16 protein-coding genes and 1 tRNA gene are annotated in these 16,698 nt (G+C 47.9%); 6 read left to right on the forward strand and 11 right to left on the reverse strand.

What is annotated here, in order from left to right:
- The first annotated feature begins 67 nt into the window (after positions 1-67).
- On the forward strand, positions 68-775 hold the full coding sequence (locus PSE6802_RS0116045; RefSeq protein ID WP_019501068.1) for a hypothetical protein: 708 nt from the start codon (positions 68-70) through the stop codon (positions 773-775).
- A 139-nt stretch (positions 776-914) separates the two neighbouring features.
- Here the strand turns inward: PSE6802_RS0116045 and PSE6802_RS0116050 are convergent.
- The 5 genes from PSE6802_RS0116050 to rpe form a co-directional block, all read right to left on the reverse strand.
- Positions 915-986: transfer RNA gene (locus PSE6802_RS0116050), tRNA-Val, on the reverse strand.
- A 121-nt stretch (positions 987-1,107) separates the two neighbouring features.
- On the reverse strand, positions 1,108-2,409 hold the full coding sequence (locus tag PSE6802_RS0116055) for an NF041680 family putative transposase (RefSeq protein WP_019498766.1): 1,302 nt from the start codon (positions 2,407-2,409) through the stop codon (positions 1,108-1,110).
- A gap of 368 nt (positions 2,410-2,777) precedes the next feature.
- Positions 2,778-3,527, reverse strand: a complete 750-nt coding sequence (locus tag PSE6802_RS0116060) for a HEAT repeat domain-containing protein (RefSeq protein WP_019501069.1) — start codon at positions 3,525-3,527, stop codon at positions 2,778-2,780.
- Positions 3,528-3,575: 48 nt separating this feature from the next.
- Entirely contained in the window at positions 3,576-3,944 is a 369-nt protein-coding gene (locus tag PSE6802_RS0116065; RefSeq protein ID WP_019501070.1) for a hypothetical protein, read from the reverse strand.
- 106 nt (positions 3,945-4,050) lie between these two features.
- Positions 4,051-4,740 carry a ribulose-phosphate 3-epimerase gene (gene rpe, locus PSE6802_RS0116070; RefSeq protein WP_019501071.1) on the reverse strand — a complete coding sequence of 230 codons (690 nt, stop codon included), beginning with the start codon at positions 4,738-4,740 and terminating at the stop codon, positions 4,051-4,053.
- Positions 4,741-4,958: 218 nt separating this feature from the next.
- Between rpe and nrdR the strand changes: the two genes are divergently transcribed.
- Positions 4,959-5,429: a transcriptional regulator NrdR gene (gene nrdR / locus PSE6802_RS0116075; RefSeq protein ID WP_026103337.1), complete on the forward strand. Its 471-nt coding sequence runs from the start codon at positions 4,959-4,961 to the stop codon at positions 5,427-5,429.
- A gap of 137 nt (positions 5,430-5,566) precedes the next feature.
- Entirely contained in the window at positions 5,567-6,358 is a 792-nt protein-coding gene (locus PSE6802_RS0116080; RefSeq protein WP_019498649.1) for an IS5 family transposase, read from the forward strand.
- A 296-nt stretch (positions 6,359-6,654) separates the two neighbouring features.
- On the opposite strand, the gene nagA is transcribed toward PSE6802_RS0116080, so the two are convergent.
- The 4 genes from nagA to holA all read right to left on the reverse strand — a co-directional run bounded on the left by nagA (position 6,655) and on the right by holA (position 12,327).
- Positions 6,655-7,689, reverse strand: a complete 1,035-nt coding sequence (gene nagA, locus PSE6802_RS0116085; protein ID WP_019501073.1) for an N-acetylglucosamine-6-phosphate deacetylase — start codon at positions 7,687-7,689, stop codon at positions 6,655-6,657.
- A 179-nt stretch (positions 7,690-7,868) separates the two neighbouring features.
- Positions 7,869-8,879, reverse strand: coding sequence for a S1C family serine protease (locus PSE6802_RS0116090; protein WP_019501074.1), 1,011 nt, complete (start codon positions 8,877-8,879; stop codon positions 7,869-7,871).
- Positions 8,880-8,983: 104 nt separating this feature from the next.
- Positions 8,984-10,924 (reverse strand): hypothetical protein, encoded by a 1,941-nt coding sequence (locus PSE6802_RS32030; protein ID WP_019501075.1) that lies wholly within the window; start codon positions 10,922-10,924, stop codon positions 8,984-8,986.
- A gap of 416 nt (positions 10,925-11,340) precedes the next feature.
- Entirely contained in the window at positions 11,341-12,327 is a 987-nt protein-coding gene (gene holA, locus PSE6802_RS0116100; protein ID WP_019501076.1) for a DNA polymerase III subunit delta, read from the reverse strand.
- A gap of 40 nt (positions 12,328-12,367) precedes the next feature.
- Between holA and PSE6802_RS0116105 the strand changes: the two genes are divergently transcribed.
- Together PSE6802_RS0116105 and PSE6802_RS0116110 are read left to right on the forward strand one after the other, a co-directional pair.
- Positions 12,368-13,096 (forward strand): undecaprenyl-phosphate galactose phosphotransferase family protein, encoded by a 729-nt coding sequence (locus PSE6802_RS0116105; protein WP_019501077.1) that lies wholly within the window; start codon positions 12,368-12,370, stop codon positions 13,094-13,096.
- A gap of 58 nt (positions 13,097-13,154) precedes the next feature.
- Positions 13,155-13,775 (forward strand): precorrin-8X methylmutase, encoded by a 621-nt coding sequence (locus PSE6802_RS0116110; protein WP_019501078.1) that lies wholly within the window; start codon positions 13,155-13,157, stop codon positions 13,773-13,775.
- A 276-nt stretch (positions 13,776-14,051) separates the two neighbouring features.
- Here PSE6802_RS0116110 and PSE6802_RS33540 read toward each other — a convergent pair whose 3' ends face one another.
- On the reverse strand, positions 14,052-14,378 hold the full coding sequence (locus PSE6802_RS33540; protein WP_156815555.1) for a hypothetical protein: 327 nt from the start codon (positions 14,376-14,378) through the stop codon (positions 14,052-14,054).
- 151 nt (positions 14,379-14,529) lie between these two features.
- On the opposite strand from PSE6802_RS33540, the gene ilvD reads away from it, so the two are divergent.
- The gene (gene ilvD / locus PSE6802_RS0116125) at positions 14,530-16,215 is read left to right on the forward strand and encodes a dihydroxy-acid dehydratase (protein WP_019501081.1); all 1,686 of its coding nucleotides are present in this window, start codon (positions 14,530-14,532) and stop codon (positions 16,213-16,215) included.
- Positions 16,216-16,293: 78 nt separating this feature from the next.
- On the opposite strand, the gene PSE6802_RS0116130 is transcribed toward ilvD, so the two are convergent.
- Complete coding sequence (locus tag PSE6802_RS0116130) at positions 16,294-16,689, reverse strand: DUF2358 domain-containing protein (RefSeq protein ID WP_019501082.1); 396 nt, start codon at positions 16,687-16,689, stop codon at positions 16,294-16,296.
- Positions 16,690-16,698: the final 9 nt, after the last annotated feature.

The raw sequence follows: 16,698 nt of genomic DNA on the forward strand, positions 1-16,698 counted from the left end.
CCACCCTTCACTCCGTCGATAAAACCCGTTCTCAAGTGAAAACCACTATTGTAGGGAAAACAGCGTTATGGTAATGCAATTGGAGGGAGTAGTTCCTTTCGGGCGCTCTTTCGATGAGTACGTCAAAATATTCGATCTCACGGCACGCGATCTAAGTAAAACAATTTTGAGCGTGGCTGATGGGCCAGCTAGCTTTAATGCCGAAGGGACAAAGCTTGGATATCGCATCAAATCCATTGACCCGCTTTATAGCTTTACTGCAGAGCAAATTAGAAATCGCTTTTACGAAGTCGTTGACAATATTATCGAGCAGGTAGAGCGTACCCCAGACGACTGGTTGTGGGCGTATCACAGTTCTCCCAGGGGATTGAGGGAAAATCGAGAGCGAGCAATAAGCCTCTTTTGCGATGATTACGAGAACGGTAAGGAACAGGGACGGTACGCAATCGGTGAATTGCCCGGATTAAAGTATCGAGACTGCGAATACGAACTGGGTTTGTGTTCCCATTTCCTGTTCTTGTATTCCGACCATTTTGATGAGGCGTTTCATTTAGATTCCATTTTGGAAATGCTGAGAGTCTGCCAAGAGGTGAGAATTTTTCCATTACTAACCTTAATGCTACAACCGTCGCCGCATCTAAGAACAATAGTAGAATATCTAGAGAAAACAGGATATACCTGTGAAATCAGGAGAGTTTCGTATGAGTTGCAGCGCGGAGGGAATGAAATGCTGAAGATTACAAAAATTGCATCCTACACTGCCACACTGTGTTAGCTGACGGCTTAAGGGAATAACTCAAAAACCCGATCGCCTGGAACTAAAGCCAGAAGCCAAAAAATGAGAACGATTATCATTCTTATAAATATGATATATTGCTTCTAGCAAATATGGCTATACCTGGCTCCCAAACCAATGGGCGATACTGGACTCGAACCAGTGACCCCTTCCGTGTGAAGGAAGTGCGCTACCACTGTGCTAATCGCCCTCAGGCGGTTAATTATAGCAAAGATCGACAGGTTATAACTGGAGTTTAGACTAAAAGGCAACAAGAAGCATCTCGCTAGATAGAAACTAGCGAGAGAGAGGATAAAAGGGAAGAAGTTGAGCTAAGCAGTTGCAGCGGAAGCTTTTTTGAGGGGCTTGGCATAGCGTTTTTTGACAGTAGGATAACGAATCCGTTGGGTTCGTTTTTTCCCAAGAGGCCAACCTGGAGACTTACCGCGAGGTTTAGGGTCAGGGGAAGGAGAGCCAATCCTGACCAAAACTAAAGCAAAAGCATTTGCAACTCGACCAGGAGACAATTTAGTCATCGGTTTCTGCCAAGGCAGAGGAGAGTCTTGGACAAGTTCACGAGCGAGCCACAATTGCCAAGTAAGTAAAGGCATCAAGTCCGACCAAGTCTCCATCTGAGCAGGGGTAGAAAGCTGAGGGATTGTCCAATGGAGACGTTGACGCACCAAGCGATACCAATGCTCAATGGCAAATCTGCGCAGATATTTTTGCCATACCTCACTCAAGATTGGCTCGTCTTTAGCGACCCAAATCAACCACAGGGGTTTCGATTCAGGCATATCAAGACGTTCGACCAGAATGAGTGTAAAGGGATGGTCTGCGGCTTGCTTTAAGTGCAGGTTTGGCCATCGACGAATTTGCAATCGTCCCAGTTTAGGCTCTGCAATTGTGATGTCTGCTTGGGGAATAGACCAAGTGTCAGAGTCTTTGAGGCTAAATTTCTCTCCATGCTTATGGGGTCGCCCATGCCCCTCGTAATCCTTTGGGGCATGATACAGAACCCGGTTGGGGCGTAGCCTGAGCAGCTTGATACACGGGATGTCTGCTGTTTGCTGCAAAAATGGTGCGCACCCATACTCGCCATCCCCCAGGAAAAGCACAGTCCCAGGAATTTCCGCACAAACCAAGCGTAACTGACTAGCGGCTTTCTGAATCGGGTTCTCGAAACTGGTGATCCGCTCATGCCGCAACGGTAAGGCAAAACTCCCTTCTGACTCTGGAATCCAGGCAATTGTGCTGTATCCTTGCCCCACCGTAACAGGTTTGCTTCCTACTCCCGGTTGAGGTTGATGTTCGTAGGTGCGTTCTTGTAATGTCACCGCATAGGGACGCGACCAGGCTGTATGGTCGCCCGCCAATATCGTCACCTCTGCTGCCGGCATTTGCTGTATGTATTGCTTCATCAAGTCTTCACGTGGAGGATGACTATCTTGCAGTGCTTCATAGATACTCGACCACTCCCTCCGAAATAATGGGCTTAACGAAAGTTCCACAAACGATGAAACACTCCGACTCGTCAGTACCGCATCCATCAAGTCGAACAGCGCATCTCTCCCGTTCCCTATAATTTCGTACGTGTACTTGCGAAATTGCTCAAGTTTATCCAAACTAATCATGATGAAGCTGTTGATTTTATAGTCTTTTCAGCTTCCATCATCAAGCGGTCAGTCTGCAATGGCTGGCTGCTTTTTACCACTTTTTAGTCTAAACTCCAGTTATAATACCTGCCATCCTCGAAATTAAAGCGCATAGAGCAGCTACTTTTTTACAAAAAAGGGGCGCTGGTTCACCGTAGCTCATTTTAGATCTATTAAAAAACTGGCATCCGTACTGCCTTTTAACCAAAAATTGGTACGAACTTGGTACGAAATGTCCCCCAAAAGGCTCTGTAGCTATGGAAAAACACGATAGTCGCATTGGTGGCAAGTAAGGAAAGCCTGCCCTGCGTTCTGCCATCTTTATGACCCGTCAAACTGACGTTAACTTAAAATAAATCGCAATAACCTTGCTCTATCTCTATTTGCTCCAACACCCTCAGTCCACGCGGATCGCCTAGTTTTCTGATAGTGATCTTGGCATCATCCTGGACGCTGAGATCGTCGTCTTCCAATGCTCCAATCAGGGCATCTAAAGCATCATGATAGATATCGTCGCGGCGATGAGGGGCATCGGCAACTCTAAGCCGCAACAGCTTCCCTAATGACCAGGCACAATTACTTCGGACTGCAGCGATGCGATCTGACTGTAAAGTCTCAGTTAAAGATTCTATAGCACTGAGGTCGCCCAACTGCCCAAGCGCGCTGGCGGCCCACAGCCGCACTGCAGCAATATCATACTTTAGGGCAGAGATTAATGGGGCTAATGCGCGTCGATCCTTACAGGTACCTAAAGCCCACACGATACCTTTACGCACGTAGCCGTTCCATTCCTGGTCTAGCTTGGCAATCAAGGGCAATACGGCAGTAGTCGAGGGATTGCGCCCCAAAGCATAGGCAGCACTGACGCGTACTAGCGTGCAGTCATCTTGCAGCAGATCGATCAAGTGAGGGATAGCTCGTCGATCTTCAAGCTCGCAAAAAGCTCTGGCAGCCTGCATTCTTTCCAGAACTGACTCAGAATCTAACAAAGCCAACATTTCATCTGGATCGGGGCGCGGCAATTCCTCCTCTGGACGATCCAGCGGGCTGGCGAACGATGTTTCTATGTCTAGTAAAGCGATATCTTCATCGATCATGTTTCCTAGATTAGCGCTTAATAGTCCGCAACACAATTAGATCGCGAACTAGATTCGCGGGCTTTTGGAACGATTCGATCCGGGCAGCCCGATCTTTTGCCCCCTGTACAACCTGAACATAAGGTATATGGAGGTGACGAAGTAAGCCGAAGTAAAAGTCCCTTTTAGCAATTCTGTTGCGATCTGCAAGCTGTCCCCACCGCGATCTGGACTGCCTAATATTGCTGTAGATGCTAGCCAGACCAGAGCTAACAATATAGCTACTTTGCTAGTATCTTTGACTTCCTGACTGCTGCGATCGCCGATCGATGCCATCAATGCAGGAACTACCCCAAATATAGGTACAAGAGCGGCATACATCCACACTTTATTGGATAAGGAAAAACTGCGCGGTACTTTTGCTTTCGAGTTATTCATACGCTGTCCTCAGACCGGTTTTCTAGCTCTAAGGTGATTGTAAACCTTACACACAAAGTAGGGTGGGCATTGCCCACCCTACTACTATAAATTTTGTTATGCGCCTCTAGGCGTGAACTAATTCTGGACGCTTGCTGTGGCGGATATCGCTAATTGCTTTAGTGTAGTCGCTGGCTTTGAATACTGCCGAACCAGCCACAATGGCATTGGCTCCAGCTTCGAGGACTTGCCAGGTATTGTTGCCTTTTAGACCACCATCTACCTCAATCCATGGATCGAGACCGCGCTCGTTGCACATACGACGCAGGGCAGCAATCTTAGGTACTACTTCAGGGATAAAGCTTTGACCGCCAAAGCCGGGATTAACGCTCATGATTAATACCAGATCGCAAAGTTCTAGAACGTGTTCGATAAAGCTTAATGGCGTGGAGGGGTTGAGCGAAACGCCTGCCTGCTTGCCTAGTTCGCGAATTTGCCCTAAATTGCGATGCAGGTGAGGGCAAGCATTGTGTTCGGCGTGCACGGTGATGATATCAGCCCCTGCTGCCGCAAAGTCCGGCACGTACTTCTCCGGTTCTACGATCATTAGGTGCACGTCCAATGGCTTGGTTGTAGTAGGACGAATTGCCTCAACGATTAATGGCCCAATCGTAATATTAGGCACAAACCGACCATCCATGACATCGACATGAATCCAATCCGCGCCTGCTGCATCAACTGCACGAATTTCCTCTCCCAGACGGCTGAAATCAGCAGATAGGATCGATGGGGATATTACAGTGGTTTTTTGAGGCATGTTTTTTTCGTAGTAGTTATAAACACAGATTTATTTAATATTAACATTTGTAGAGTCGTAAAAATACTTATTGCTTGCAGCAGTCAGCGGTCAGCCTTAGTGAAGAAGTTTTGAACCTGGAGAACGATCGCACAAGATTTTTAAAAAGCTCAAAGCTGAAAGCTGAAAGCTATAATAATTGCCTAGGCTGCCTATTTTACGGATGTTTGGGACATTCCATGCTCTGCCCTTTCTGCCAACATACTGATAGTCGAGTGTTAGAGTCGCGCTCTGCGGAAGAGGGTCATAGTATCCGTCGCAGGCGGGAATGCCTGAAATGCAACCGACGCTTTACCACGTACGAACGTATTGAATTCGTGCCAATTACAGTGATCAAGCGCGATGGCACCCAAGAATCCTTCGATCGCTCCAAACTGTTACGCGGGGTCATCCGTGCCTGCGAAAAAACGGGAGTACCGCAGGAAAAGCTGGAAGCGACGATCGACGAGATCGAAGCACAGCTACAAATGCGGAGCGATCGCAACGTCCACAGCGTAGAGATTGGCGAGGCAGTTCTAGAGCAATTACGAGGAATCAGCGAAGTTGCTTACGTCCGGTTCGCCTCGGTCTATCGCCAATTCAAAGGAGTTCGGGATTTCGCCGACGCGCTCAGCCATCTCACAATTGATAACCAACTAACAAAAAATTAAGGGCACTCAGAGGCGCAGCCCCTACTGGTCGAGAAATCTCTTTATCAGAAAATTGGGTCTAAGAAGCCATTTAGGAAGTAAAAGGCGCACCAAAAGCAGGTATAAATACTGATGAAGTCTAGTATAAACCTGAAGAGATGCGCCGATCCTATAATACCGATTTATCCAACCAAGAATGGGAAATTATCGCACCCATGCTACCCAAACCATCAAAATGGGGTAGGCCACCCAAAACAAATATGCGAGAGTTACTGAATGCCATTTTCTATATACTCAAAAATGGTTGTACATGGCAGAATCTACCCCATGACTTTCCGCCTTACTCAACGGTCTATTTCTACTGGCAAAGGTGGGAAAGAACTGGGCTACTGGAGGAGATTAATCGCAAATTGAGCCAACAATTTAGGGAAAAGGTTAGTAAAGAGGCGACCCCAAGCTTGGTGAGTATCGATAGCCAGAGTGTGAAGACAACAGAAAGTGCGGGCAGTCGAGGTTTTGATGGCGGTAAGCAAATCAAGGGCAGAAAACGCTTCGCTATGGTTGACACCTTGGGCTTAGTTGTAAAGGTGTTGGTGTGTGCAGCTAACATCGGTGAAAGAGCAGGAGCTAAGCAGTTGTTACAGAATCTCACATCTCCATTACCACGATTAGAGAAAATTCTGGTTGATGCTGGATTCTCTGGTGATGAAATCACACAATGGGTCAACGACAACTTCGGATGGCTTTGGGAAGTTAGCAAACGGGCAGACAATCAGAAAGGTTTTGTAGTGGAGTCAAAGCGTTGGGTGGTAGAGCGAACCTTTGCTTGGTTAGGTAATTGTCGTAGACTAAGCAAGGATTATGAATTTTATGAGCAAATGTCTGAATCGTTTATTTACTTGGCTTTAATCCGCAAAATGCTAAGAAATCTGGCAACTGCGACTTCCTAAATGGGTTCTTAGGTAATTGTCGTAGACTAAGCAAGGATTATGAATTTTATGAGCAAATGTCTGAATCGTTTATTTACTTGGCTTTAATCCGCAAAATGCTAAGAAATCTGGCAACTGCGACTTCCTAAATGGGTTCTAAAACCCCGTGCTTCTAGCACGGCTTTTTGGTAAGATGTAGCTAGTCGCCATAGGGCATTGGGAGACTCTAAACGGACGTGGAGCGATGGTAAGACTACTTCGGTAGCGCGTTGCTGTGAAGCGTCAAGAATCACCGTTGCTTTAGCTCGGTGAGTATGTCAACCGACGATCCCATATCCAAACCAAGTCGTGGGCAGTGGTGGGGGTGCATTGTAAGACAACTGATACCACATCACCCGCCTAGGGGCTTGGGGCTCGATCTCTAGATTCATCGCAAGACGCGGCGCGGCGATCGCCAAATTAATTGCTTGTTCTTCTGCCTGAATAATCCCCCAATCCAGGAGATTCTTGATTGCGTTGAGCAAAGGAACGGTCGTACCTGAGAGCGTACCATCGGGTAACCTTGCCGTGCCATTGGCAACTGCGATTTGTCGATCGTCCCAAGGGTAGCTGCCATCTGGCAACCCAAGTGGCGCCAGGGCATCGCTGACCAGAAAAATCTTGCTTGTCATCCGATAGAGCAATTTCACCATTTGCGGCGAAACGTGAACGCCATCGGCGATTAGCCCGCACCAAACTCGATCGCTTAAAATTGCTTCTCCCAATAACCCCACATCGCGATGATGCAAACTGGGCATGGCATTAAAGGCATGGGTAACCATTGTGGCGCCGCGCTCGATCGCAGTTCTGGTTTGTTCGGCATTGGCCGTGGAATGTCCCAAGCTGACTACGATCTGGCGATCGCATAAAAACTGAATCGTGTCGCCCGTGGGATCGAGTTCGGGCGCGAGCGTAATTAGTTTAATAAATGCGGTGAAGTCGCCCAGTACTTTTGACAACGTATCGAGATTAAGCGGTAACAAATGTTCCTGAGGATGCGCCCCGCGCTTATCGGGATGTAGAAAAGGCCCCTCGAGATGAATGCCTAAGATTTTTGCTTCGAGCGGATCGGGAGCTTGCTGTTGTCGCTCGATCTCGGCGGCTAAGATTTCTAGCGATCGATGCAATTGCGCGATCGAAGTAGTTACGAGGGTGGGCAAAAATCCATCAATACCCTGATGATACAAGAAGCGACAAATCTCAGGCAGCTTGGTGGCGCGATCGCGATTCAGGTCATTAAAGGAAATGCCTAAGGCTCCGTTGATCTGGAGATCTACCGCGCCCGGTGAATAACAAATAACCAGACCTGTCATGTTTTAAAAAAGTTGAAGAATAGTTCTACTCCCATCAACCAGTCTGACCAACTCTCGACCTCATCTCTACTGAAATTGTCTTTTGCAGTCGCGAGCGAGTCAGCGGTATGACAGACAGCAAGGTCGTACCGCTGACACCACTGGGGATTCAGGGCATCCGGTGTCAGGTGAGGTAAGTCTCAAAACCTAACCCGCAAATTGGCAAGGCGGCGGTTGCGAGCGATCGTAATTACGGCTGACGATGGTCGTTGTTCCAGAAATTGGATAATTTGGACGACATCAAATAAGCGCTGACCATTTAAGGCTAGCAGGCGATCTCCTGGTTGCAACCCCGAATTACTAGCCACCGAACTGGGTTGTACGTCCTCTATTATGAGAGTTTCAGGATCGACGGTTACGCCTAAACGGTACCCCCCTCGCCGATTGGGAGAGCTAAACTCAGGTGCCCCAAACGGGTTGACTCTAAATTCTGGTTGTCTTGATTGTGGTTGTCTTGCTGCCGTGCGAAAATCCGCCGGAGAATTATTGCGGTTGCGTTGAATAAATTCGTTGGCAATAACCGCGCTGGTAGCAATGCCAATATTGGCACTGCCGGGGAACCCAGGTCTGACTACGGCCTTATTGACACCAATCATCTCGCCACGGGAATTTAGCAAAGGCCCGCCCGAGTTACCAGGGTTGAGGGAGGCATCGGTCTGTAAATTGCCATCGCGTCCCACCCGGCTGAGAATACCTGTAGTTAAAGTCCCAGACTGCCCAAATGGGCTGCCGAGCGCGAATACTCTCTGACCCACCAGGATGTTATCAGCCCCAGCGATGCGGATGGCAGGCAGGCGATCGCTAGTCTGCAATCTAATTAGCGCTAGATCGTTGCGGCGATCGGTGGCAATCACGGTGCCAGTGTACTGTTGACCTGAACTGGTAATCACCCTAACCTGTCCGTTAGAATCGCGCACCACGTGATCGTTAGTTATAACCAGGCCATCAGTACTGACTATACTGCCGGAGCCTGTTGCTCCACCCGCTCTAATTGTTACTACAGAAGGGTTTGCCAATCTGAAGACATCAATACCAACATTTTCTTGTCCTGAAAATTGAGATGGGGCTGCTACGCTAGACAACCCCAACACATTTGCATAACCAATTAATCCGGCAGAAAGTACCCCAATAGTAATCAATCTCAGCTTCATAGCAGTAGTACAACCAAATTATTGCCACTAGGCTAGCATTTAGCGATTGTATCTGGGGACAGGTTTTTGCAGAAATTAATACCAATTTGAACAGTTTCGTAGGGCTATATTACAGTTCTTAGTAGATAAGAACGAGTTCCAGTTTGAGTAGTGCCTGTGGCATCTTGGTAAGTAAATGTGCCATAGGCAGCAACATCACCAAAGTTGTTGATGGCGTTGGCGCGAATCAAAGTGACGTTACCACTGTTAAAAGTGGGACGTGCGGTCACCAGATTGTTCAGATCGAACATTATGCCATTTTGCCAGATAAAAGCAGCATCTTGCCCAGATGCATTTTGAGAGAAGCCAACCACTTGACCAAACTGATTAATCCCAGATGTTTCACCTCGGGAGCCCCCAAAGCTACCCAGGTCGATTTTAATGCCATTCTGCCAGAGGAAAGGAGAGCTAGTTGCTAGAGAGCCAGTACCATTGCTAGTCCAGCCAATAATTTGACCGACATCATTGATATCGCGGGCAACGCTCTGCTCGGCACCAAAAGTACCCAGATCGGTCAGGTTATATTCACCACCAACTTCTTGCCAGAGAGCGGCAGTGTTTATTGTTAGATCGTTAATTCCATCGCGATCGATTTGTCCGACGATTTGTCCTTTGCTATTGATGCCGCGAGCAGTCCCTGTATCTCCATCTAGATCTTCCAGGTTGACGATCTCACCATCCTCCCAGTAAATGGGGGAACTGCGATTGGAAGCAGTTGGAGTGGAACCCGGTCCGTAGATATGACGACCAGCAATCCGATTTTGATTGTTAATATCAAAGAAATAGCTCTCTACGCCGCCAAAATCGGTAATTTCTAAGCTATATCCACCTGATTCAGGTTCCCACCGCGTGGCGCGATCGGTAGACTGCCCTAAAATCTCGTCAGCCGCTCCAACAAGAACCGAGCGATCGTTGATGCCATTGACAAAGCCGCCCGCTCCAGGCAGTGTAATTGTCTGTCCGTCGTTGCTGCCACCAACTTTGAGTCCGGTACTGGGGAGCGGAGCGATCGCACCATTTTGCCAAATGAATCCCTGAGACAGATTAAATGTTCTGGTACCCACTGTTTGGGTTTGACCAGTTTCCGAGCGCCCTGAAATTTGACCTAGATCGTTAATTGTATTGGCTCGAACATTCTTGGCATTAGTGTTGAGCGCACCTAAATCGATCGCTTCATAACGATACGGTAGAGTGCCCGTAACCAGTACTTCCGAGCCAACGCTGACTCCCTTCAGTTTTGCTAGCAGGTCATTGCCTGCCTTAACTAGCGTGTTGCCGTTTTGAGTTGTAAATGCGAGCGATCGCCCCAACAAACTACTGCCCAAGTACAGGTTGTCACTACTAGCATTGAAGCCAGTTACAGTCACAGAGCCAGAGCCAGCTTCTAGAATAATGCGATCGATACCACTACCAACAGTAACGCTATCCTCGCCATTTCCAGCACTGATAATGTTGTTGCCATTGCCAGCGGCGATCGTGTCATTACCTCTGCCCGTGTAAATTACATCATTGCCACCACCCGTAGAAACATAGTCATTGCCTTTACCTGTGAGAATGCGATTATTGCCATCACCAGCGTAGATCGTGTTCTTTCCATCCCCGGCATAAATCACATCATTTCCAATTCCAGCAAAGATCAGATCCTTACCAACTCCACTAGTAATAATGTTATTGCCTGCACCAGCATCAATCCCATTACGTCCATCGCCAGCGTTAATAATGTCACGCCCACTGCCGGCGTAGATAATGTCATTACCTAAACTACTGGTCACAACGTTGTTACCTTCACCGGCATAGATCGTATAGCTGAGGTCGTCAACTGTAATTACATCATCGCCTGCTTGATAGTAGAGGATGGAACCCGCACCACTGCCACTACTACCATTGCGATTGGCAATTAGCAGCGTATCCAGGCTGGAGGGATCGCCAGTGGGTAATCCCGATCCCATTGATGTGGGGATAGGTAGTCCAGAAACATCATTAGAGGTGTTCGTTAAGTCGTCCATCGTCAATCAAAACTCCTTTGCCAAGTTTGGCTGTCATTAGGACATGTGAAACTAACTCTTAATTCAGAAAAACACTAAGCATCTCTAATTAAGAATATTTATTAATAACAAATTATTTTTCAAGACAATTTTCCCAACCCTGAGTTGGTAAAATGCGTCGCAATTATTTATAGCTGTAGACAAATCTGTTAAGACAGCGGGTGTAGGAGCCGCGCCCCCCACGTAAGGGATTTATCCCTGCACTCTGTCATTAGCCTCTTGGCTATAGCCATATCGAATAAGCCATGACATCAGCTTGTTCTTAAGTAGTAATTGAGAACAGTTGCAATTACTGATTAAGGATATAATCATAATTAAAAATTAATGTCAACTATGAATCATAGTTATTGATAATGACTTCAGAAACAAAACTTGCTTTAAGCTTTGCCAAGTAAGGTACATAGCTCTATAAGTGCAGTTTGCAAGGCGGCGGATTCATCCATACCGCGCTTTAAGCTAAATTCTAATCTCAACAAAATTGCTAGCGATCGCACGAGTTTGTCGCTGGTTAGGAACCTTACCTCTTGCTTGAGGAAATACAGTCGTTTGGGGTTGCCAATTTCAGCAGCGGCAGCAATTACTTTGTCGTCGCGCTCGCCAGACTCTTGCATCAGCTTGACCCAGAGCCAGGTGCGAAATTGTCCGGTTAAGGTGGCGCAGATTTTCAAGGCAGCTTCGTTGTTGCTTAATAGTTCAGCTAGTAGTGACAAAGCACGACTGGTGTTGCCCTCGCGGATGGCTCCAGCCAATTGCAAGCTGTTATGGGCGCTCGATCGCACCAACGGTGCAATATCTTTGGCATTAAGCGGTGCTGACCGTCCTTGGTGCCACAGCTTAAGTTTTTCCATCTCCATTACCAAACGGCGCGAGTCGCTTCCCACAGACTCGACCATCAGATCTACGCCATCGTCAGTAAGCTCTAAACCAAGATCGGCAGCTAATCGTCTAATTAATTGCGCGATCGCATTGCTATTCCAAGCGGGTATAGGCGAAAATTCCTGAATGGACGCATATTTTTGCAAAAGCTTGGTAGACTTTAGCCGATTGTCTGGCTTACTGGGTGTGGTAAACAAAAGATATGAGTTAGGTGGCAAGTGTTCTAAAGTCCTCTCTAGTTCTGCTAACACCTTTTCAGAACACCGCTGGGCAATATTAGTCTCAGACAACCAGGTTAAACGATTACCTATACCCAAAGGAGGAGTTGCAGCTTGATTGAGTCCATCTACGATCTGTATATCGTTAGTTGCAGAAAGCTTGACGTAGTTAAAGTCTAGCCATGCGGGGTCGAGTAAATCCGAGCGCAGTTTCTGTACGGCCTGTGCTAATTGATACTCATCTTCACCCCAGAAGAAGTAGGTTGGCATTGTATGATTGAAAACATGTGGTGTGAATGCAAGAGGTTAAATGATTACAAAAAGCCGATATGGAAAGGCTAGAGCAAATCGAACGCAGCTACGGGCAACCGAGCGCGTGATTGCTGCTACAGCCAAACATGTAAGACGACGAGCAGATGCCTATTCTAGTGGAGGGAAAAGGCTCTTCGATATTTTATTTTCTTTAAGCGTACTGATCTTATTTTCTCCGATTTACTTAATTATCGCGCTGTTAATCTATATAAACTCCCCCGGCCCCATCCTTTACGTGCAAAGGCGTGTGGGGCGTAACGGTCGTTTATTTGGCTGCTATAAGTTTCGGACAATGGTAGTCAATGCCGATCGCATTCTGACGGATATGCTCAATACCTGTCCGATCAGTCGCGCCGAATATGAGAATAGTTTTAAGCTCAAGGACGATCCGCGTATTACGCCGATTGGCAGATGGCTGCGCGTCACCAGCCTTGATGAGTTTCCTCAGTTCTGGAATGTTTTGGTGGGAGATATGAGCGTGGTTGGGCCTCGCCCATTAGTAAAGGAAGAATTACCCAAATATGGCGATGCCATCGATCGGGTGCTTACCATTAGACCTGGACTGACCGGGCTGTGGCAAGTGTCCGGGCGTAATGATATTCCTTATCCGCGTCGCGTGCAGATCGATATGCACTACGCCAAGCATCACTGCTTCTGGATGGATCTCTACATTATTGTGAAAACCATCGGCGTTGTGATATTCCCTAAGGGTAACGGGGCTTATTAACCCCATCACCGCGCTTGTCATTAGCTACGATCTCAATTAAAGCTTTTTAAGTTAGCTAATGTCAGATTGCTTGATTCACCCCATCACGGCTCAAAGTTTTGCCATCATCGATCGCGAAATTGGCGAGCATAGTTTTACCGCGCCTGAATATGCCATTGTCCGCCGGATTATTCACACCACAGCGGACTTTGAGTTCAAACAATTAACCAGATTTACCGATGGGGCGATCGCCTTCGCCTTAGAAGCGATCGCGCACCGTACCCCGATCGTGGTTGATGTCGGCATGGTCAAGCAAGGCATCGTCGGTTTATTAATTAAAACATTTGGCAATGAAGTAATTACCGCACTGGACTTTAGTTCCGAGCAAGCAGATCGCGGCGATCGCACCAGATCCGAACTCGGGATGCGGCAATGTATGCAGGCGTACCCCGAAGCAATATTTGCGATCGGTAATGCCCCAACCGCTTTGCTTGCCCTCTGCCAGCCTACAGATTTTATCTTTACGCCCAAATTAATTATTGGTGCCCCTGTGGGGTTTGTCTCTGTACTTGAGTCGAAAGCAGCACTGGCGCGATCGCCCCATCCACATATTCGCGTTGAAGGACGCAAAGGCGGCTCCCCTGTTGCCGCTGCCATCGTTAATGCTTTGGTGACACTTGCCTGGGAACGGCGATCGTAGTCGATCGATTTTCATCAGATTGGCGACAAAATTCTTTGTAGCTCCGCACAAGCGTCCTGCATGGAAGGTGGAGTGTCATTTGCGACGCATTTATGCCCAACGCATAACCAACCCTAGAGGCTCGAATTATATAGCCATAGACAGATTTGTTAGGACAGGGGGGTGTGGGGGCTGCGCCCCCAGGCAGGGGTGGAACCCCTGCACCCCGTCCTAAGCCTGTTGGCTATAGCTATACCTATCAACTTCGAGGTTGAGATGCCAAAGTCTTATGTTGACTTAGTCGCCGTACAATTCCCGATCGAATTTGTGGATGACTGTCATGTCATACTCATCCTGTGCTTCTGGGCTTTTTACCCTTGTGGTTGGTTCGCTAAGGAGATCTTTCTCTGATTCCAGTACGTCCGATTTTTTCCTAGGGTTAACGATTGTCCGATCTTTTTCAGTGCTTTTTAGCTCTGTGGATGGTGGGGTGGGGCCATCTGGAGATGGGGTAACTTGGGCGAAAAGAGGAGGGCTGAATGCCAAATTACTAAATATCAATGCGATCGCCAGTAAGGAGAAAGCTAGGCATCGCAGTGCTAATTGCCTGAATGATTTCAACATGGCTGCTTTGTGGTTTGCGTGCGAAGGCTTGCTGTAACTGAGTCATGACTAACAGGAGTTTAAAGAATTCCTAATAGCTTCAAAGACTTGTTAATCAATCCTTAGAATATAGGTTTAGTATAAACGATCGCACTTAAGGATATTAAAACCTATGCCAGATAACCGCAGAAGCAAGGTTGTGACTGAAGGCGTGCAGCGATCGCCCAATCGTGCCATGTTACGCGCTGTTGGTTTTAGCGATGCAGACTTTCACAAGCCAATTGTGGGGGTTGCCAATGGCTATAGCAATATTACTCCCTGTAACGTCGGTCTTGGCGATCTGGCCGATCGAGCTGTCGCCGAGTTAAAAGAGGGGGGTGCTATGCCGCAGGTATTTGGCACAATTACGATCAGCGATGGCATTTCAATGGGTACCGAAGGGATGAAATACTCGCTGGTCTCTCGCGAAGTGATTGCCGACTCCATTGAAACAGTATGTAACGGTCAAAGCCTCGACGGTGTCATCGCGATCGGTGGCTGCGATAAGAATATGCCTGGCGCTATGATCGCAATAGCACGCATGAATATTCCATCGATTTTTGTTTATGGCGGCACGATTAAACCCGGACATTACAACGGGCGCGACCTTACTGTAGTTAGCGCGTTTGAAGCAGTCGGTCAGTACAGTGCTGGCGAAATAGACGAGCAGGAACTCATGGAAGTAGAGCGCCGCGCTTGCCCTGGCGCTGGTTCCTGTGGCGGCATGTACACTGCTAACACCATGTCGTCTGCATTTGAAGCTATGGGCATGAGTTTGATGTACTCCTCGACTATGGCAGCCGAGGATGCGGAAAAAGCAGATAGTACGGCTCAATCGGCTGCCGTTCTGGTAGAAGCAATTAAAAAGCAAATTCTACCCCGCCAAATTCTCACTCGCCAGGCATTTGAGAATGCCATTGCGGTAATCATGGCAGTGGGCGGCTCGACTAATTCAGTGTTGCATTTACTGGCGATCGCCAACGCCGTTGGCGTACCGCTGACGATTGATGACTTTGAAGCGATTCGGGCGCGGGTGCCGGTGTTATGCGACCTGAAACCCAGCGGTCGCTATGTGGCAACGGATTTGCATAAAGCGGGTGGCATCCCGCAGGTAATGAAAATATTGCTTGTCAATGGGGTGCTGCATGGAGATGCCCTCACGATTACTGGTAAAACTGTGGCGGAACAGTTAGCGGATATCCCAGATCGACCCGATCCCGATCGGGATGTGATTCGTCCTTGGGATAAGCCGATTTACACCCAGGGGCATTTAGCGATTCTCAAGGGGAATCTGGCAACCGAAGGCAGCGTCGCTAAAATTACAGGGGTAAAAAATCCCAAAATTACTGGCCCCGCCAGGGTGTTTGAATCGGAAGAGGCTTGCCTTAGGGCTATTCTGGACAAACAAATTAATCCTGGCGACGTAATCGTGATTCGCTATGAAGGGCCAAAGGGCGGTCCCGGCATGAGAGAAATGCTGGCTCCCACCAGTGCCATTATTGGTGCGGGTTTGGGCGATTCGGTGGGATTGATCACGGACGGACGATTTTCTGGCGGCACCTATGGGATGGTAGTCGGACACGTAGCACCGGAGGCATTTGTGGGCGGGGCGATCGCCCTCGTCCGCGAAGGCGATTCAATTACAATCGATGCGGAGGCCAGATTATTACAACTGAACATCTCAGATGCCGAACTGGAGGAGCGCCGCGCTAACTGGAGACCTCCTGCTCCTAGATATACGAAGGGCGTATTGGCAAAATATGCCAAGCTCGTATCCAGTAGCAGCGTGGGGGCGGTTACCGACCTAAATTTGGGATAAGTTATTGACGCTCCCTTTCAAACTTCCATATCCTGGTGGTAAGGTGGGCATTGCCCACCCTACCTATTGATTTTCGATTCAGTTCTGCGATCGCCGGAATAGGGCGTGCTGTTTGATTACATCCCAACGCGAACAGTCCCAATAGTCAATGTGAGAAGCTATGAGATTGTCGGCGTTGAGCTTTAGCTCGCTCCAACCATCGACTGAGATGCGCGGCTTCCAGGGTAAAGGAGCATCCCAACTCATCGTCCAGCGGGTTTTAATTGTCGTATCATCAACGCGATCGATTTCGTGCAGTTCTAATTTGAGTGCTCTGAACCAGGTCGTGATAAATCCGATCATTAACTTATAACGACCCAAGCCACGAAATTTAAACACCGGATCTTGAAAGTAAACATCTTCAGCATAAATGCTGTAAGTCTGTGCGGCTGGAAATTTTTGATAATCCGCTTTGACAACCTCAACAAGATCCATGAAACCTTC

Source organism: Pseudanabaena sp. PCC 6802, from assembly GCF_000332175.1.
In the GTDB taxonomy this organism is placed as follows: domain Bacteria; phylum Cyanobacteriota; class Cyanobacteriia; order Pseudanabaenales; family Pseudanabaenaceae; genus PCC-6802.

Bases quoted from the DNA above. Each gene is read 5' to 3' on its own strand.
- PSE6802_RS0116045 (WP_019501068.1), top strand. From the start codon at position 68: ATGGTAATGCAATTGGAGGGAGTAGTTCCTTTCGGGCGCTCTTTCGAT.
- PSE6802_RS0116055 (WP_019498766.1), bottom strand. From the start codon at position 2,409: ATGATTAGTTTGGATAAACTTGAGCAATTTCGCAAGTACACGTACGAA.
- PSE6802_RS0116060 (WP_019501069.1), bottom strand. From the start codon at position 3,527: ATGATCGATGAAGATATCGCTTTACTAGACATAGAAACATCGTTCGCC.
- PSE6802_RS0116065 (WP_019501070.1), bottom strand. From the start codon at position 3,944: ATGAATAACTCGAAAGCAAAAGTACCGCGCAGTTTTTCCTTATCCAAT.
- rpe (WP_019501071.1), bottom strand. From the start codon at position 4,740: ATGCCTCAAAAAACCACTGTAATATCCCCATCGATCCTATCTGCTGAT.
- nrdR (WP_026103337.1), top strand. From the start codon at position 4,959: ATGCTCTGCCCTTTCTGCCAACATACTGATAGTCGAGTGTTAGAGTCG.
- PSE6802_RS0116080 (WP_019498649.1), top strand. From the start codon at position 5,567: ATGCGCCGATCCTATAATACCGATTTATCCAACCAAGAATGGGAAATT.
- nagA (WP_019501073.1), bottom strand. From the start codon at position 7,689: ATGACAGGTCTGGTTATTTGTTATTCACCGGGCGCGGTAGATCTCCAG.
- PSE6802_RS0116090 (WP_019501074.1), bottom strand. From the start codon at position 8,879: ATGAAGCTGAGATTGATTACTATTGGGGTACTTTCTGCCGGATTAATT.
- PSE6802_RS32030 (WP_019501075.1), bottom strand. From the start codon at position 10,924: ATGGACGACTTAACGAACACCTCTAATGATGTTTCTGGACTACCTATC.
- holA (WP_019501076.1), bottom strand. From the start codon at position 12,327: ATGCCAACCTACTTCTTCTGGGGTGAAGATGAGTATCAATTAGCACAG.
- PSE6802_RS0116105 (WP_019501077.1), top strand. From the start codon at position 12,368: ATGATTACAAAAAGCCGATATGGAAAGGCTAGAGCAAATCGAACGCAG.
- PSE6802_RS0116110 (WP_019501078.1), top strand. From the start codon at position 13,155: ATGTCAGATTGCTTGATTCACCCCATCACGGCTCAAAGTTTTGCCATC.
- PSE6802_RS33540 (WP_156815555.1), bottom strand. From the start codon at position 14,378: ATGTTGAAATCATTCAGGCAATTAGCACTGCGATGCCTAGCTTTCTCC.
- ilvD (WP_019501081.1), top strand. From the start codon at position 14,530: ATGCCAGATAACCGCAGAAGCAAGGTTGTGACTGAAGGCGTGCAGCGA.
- PSE6802_RS0116130 (WP_019501082.1), bottom strand. From the start codon at position 16,689: ATGGATCTTGTTGAGGTTGTCAAAGCGGATTATCAAAAATTTCCAGCC.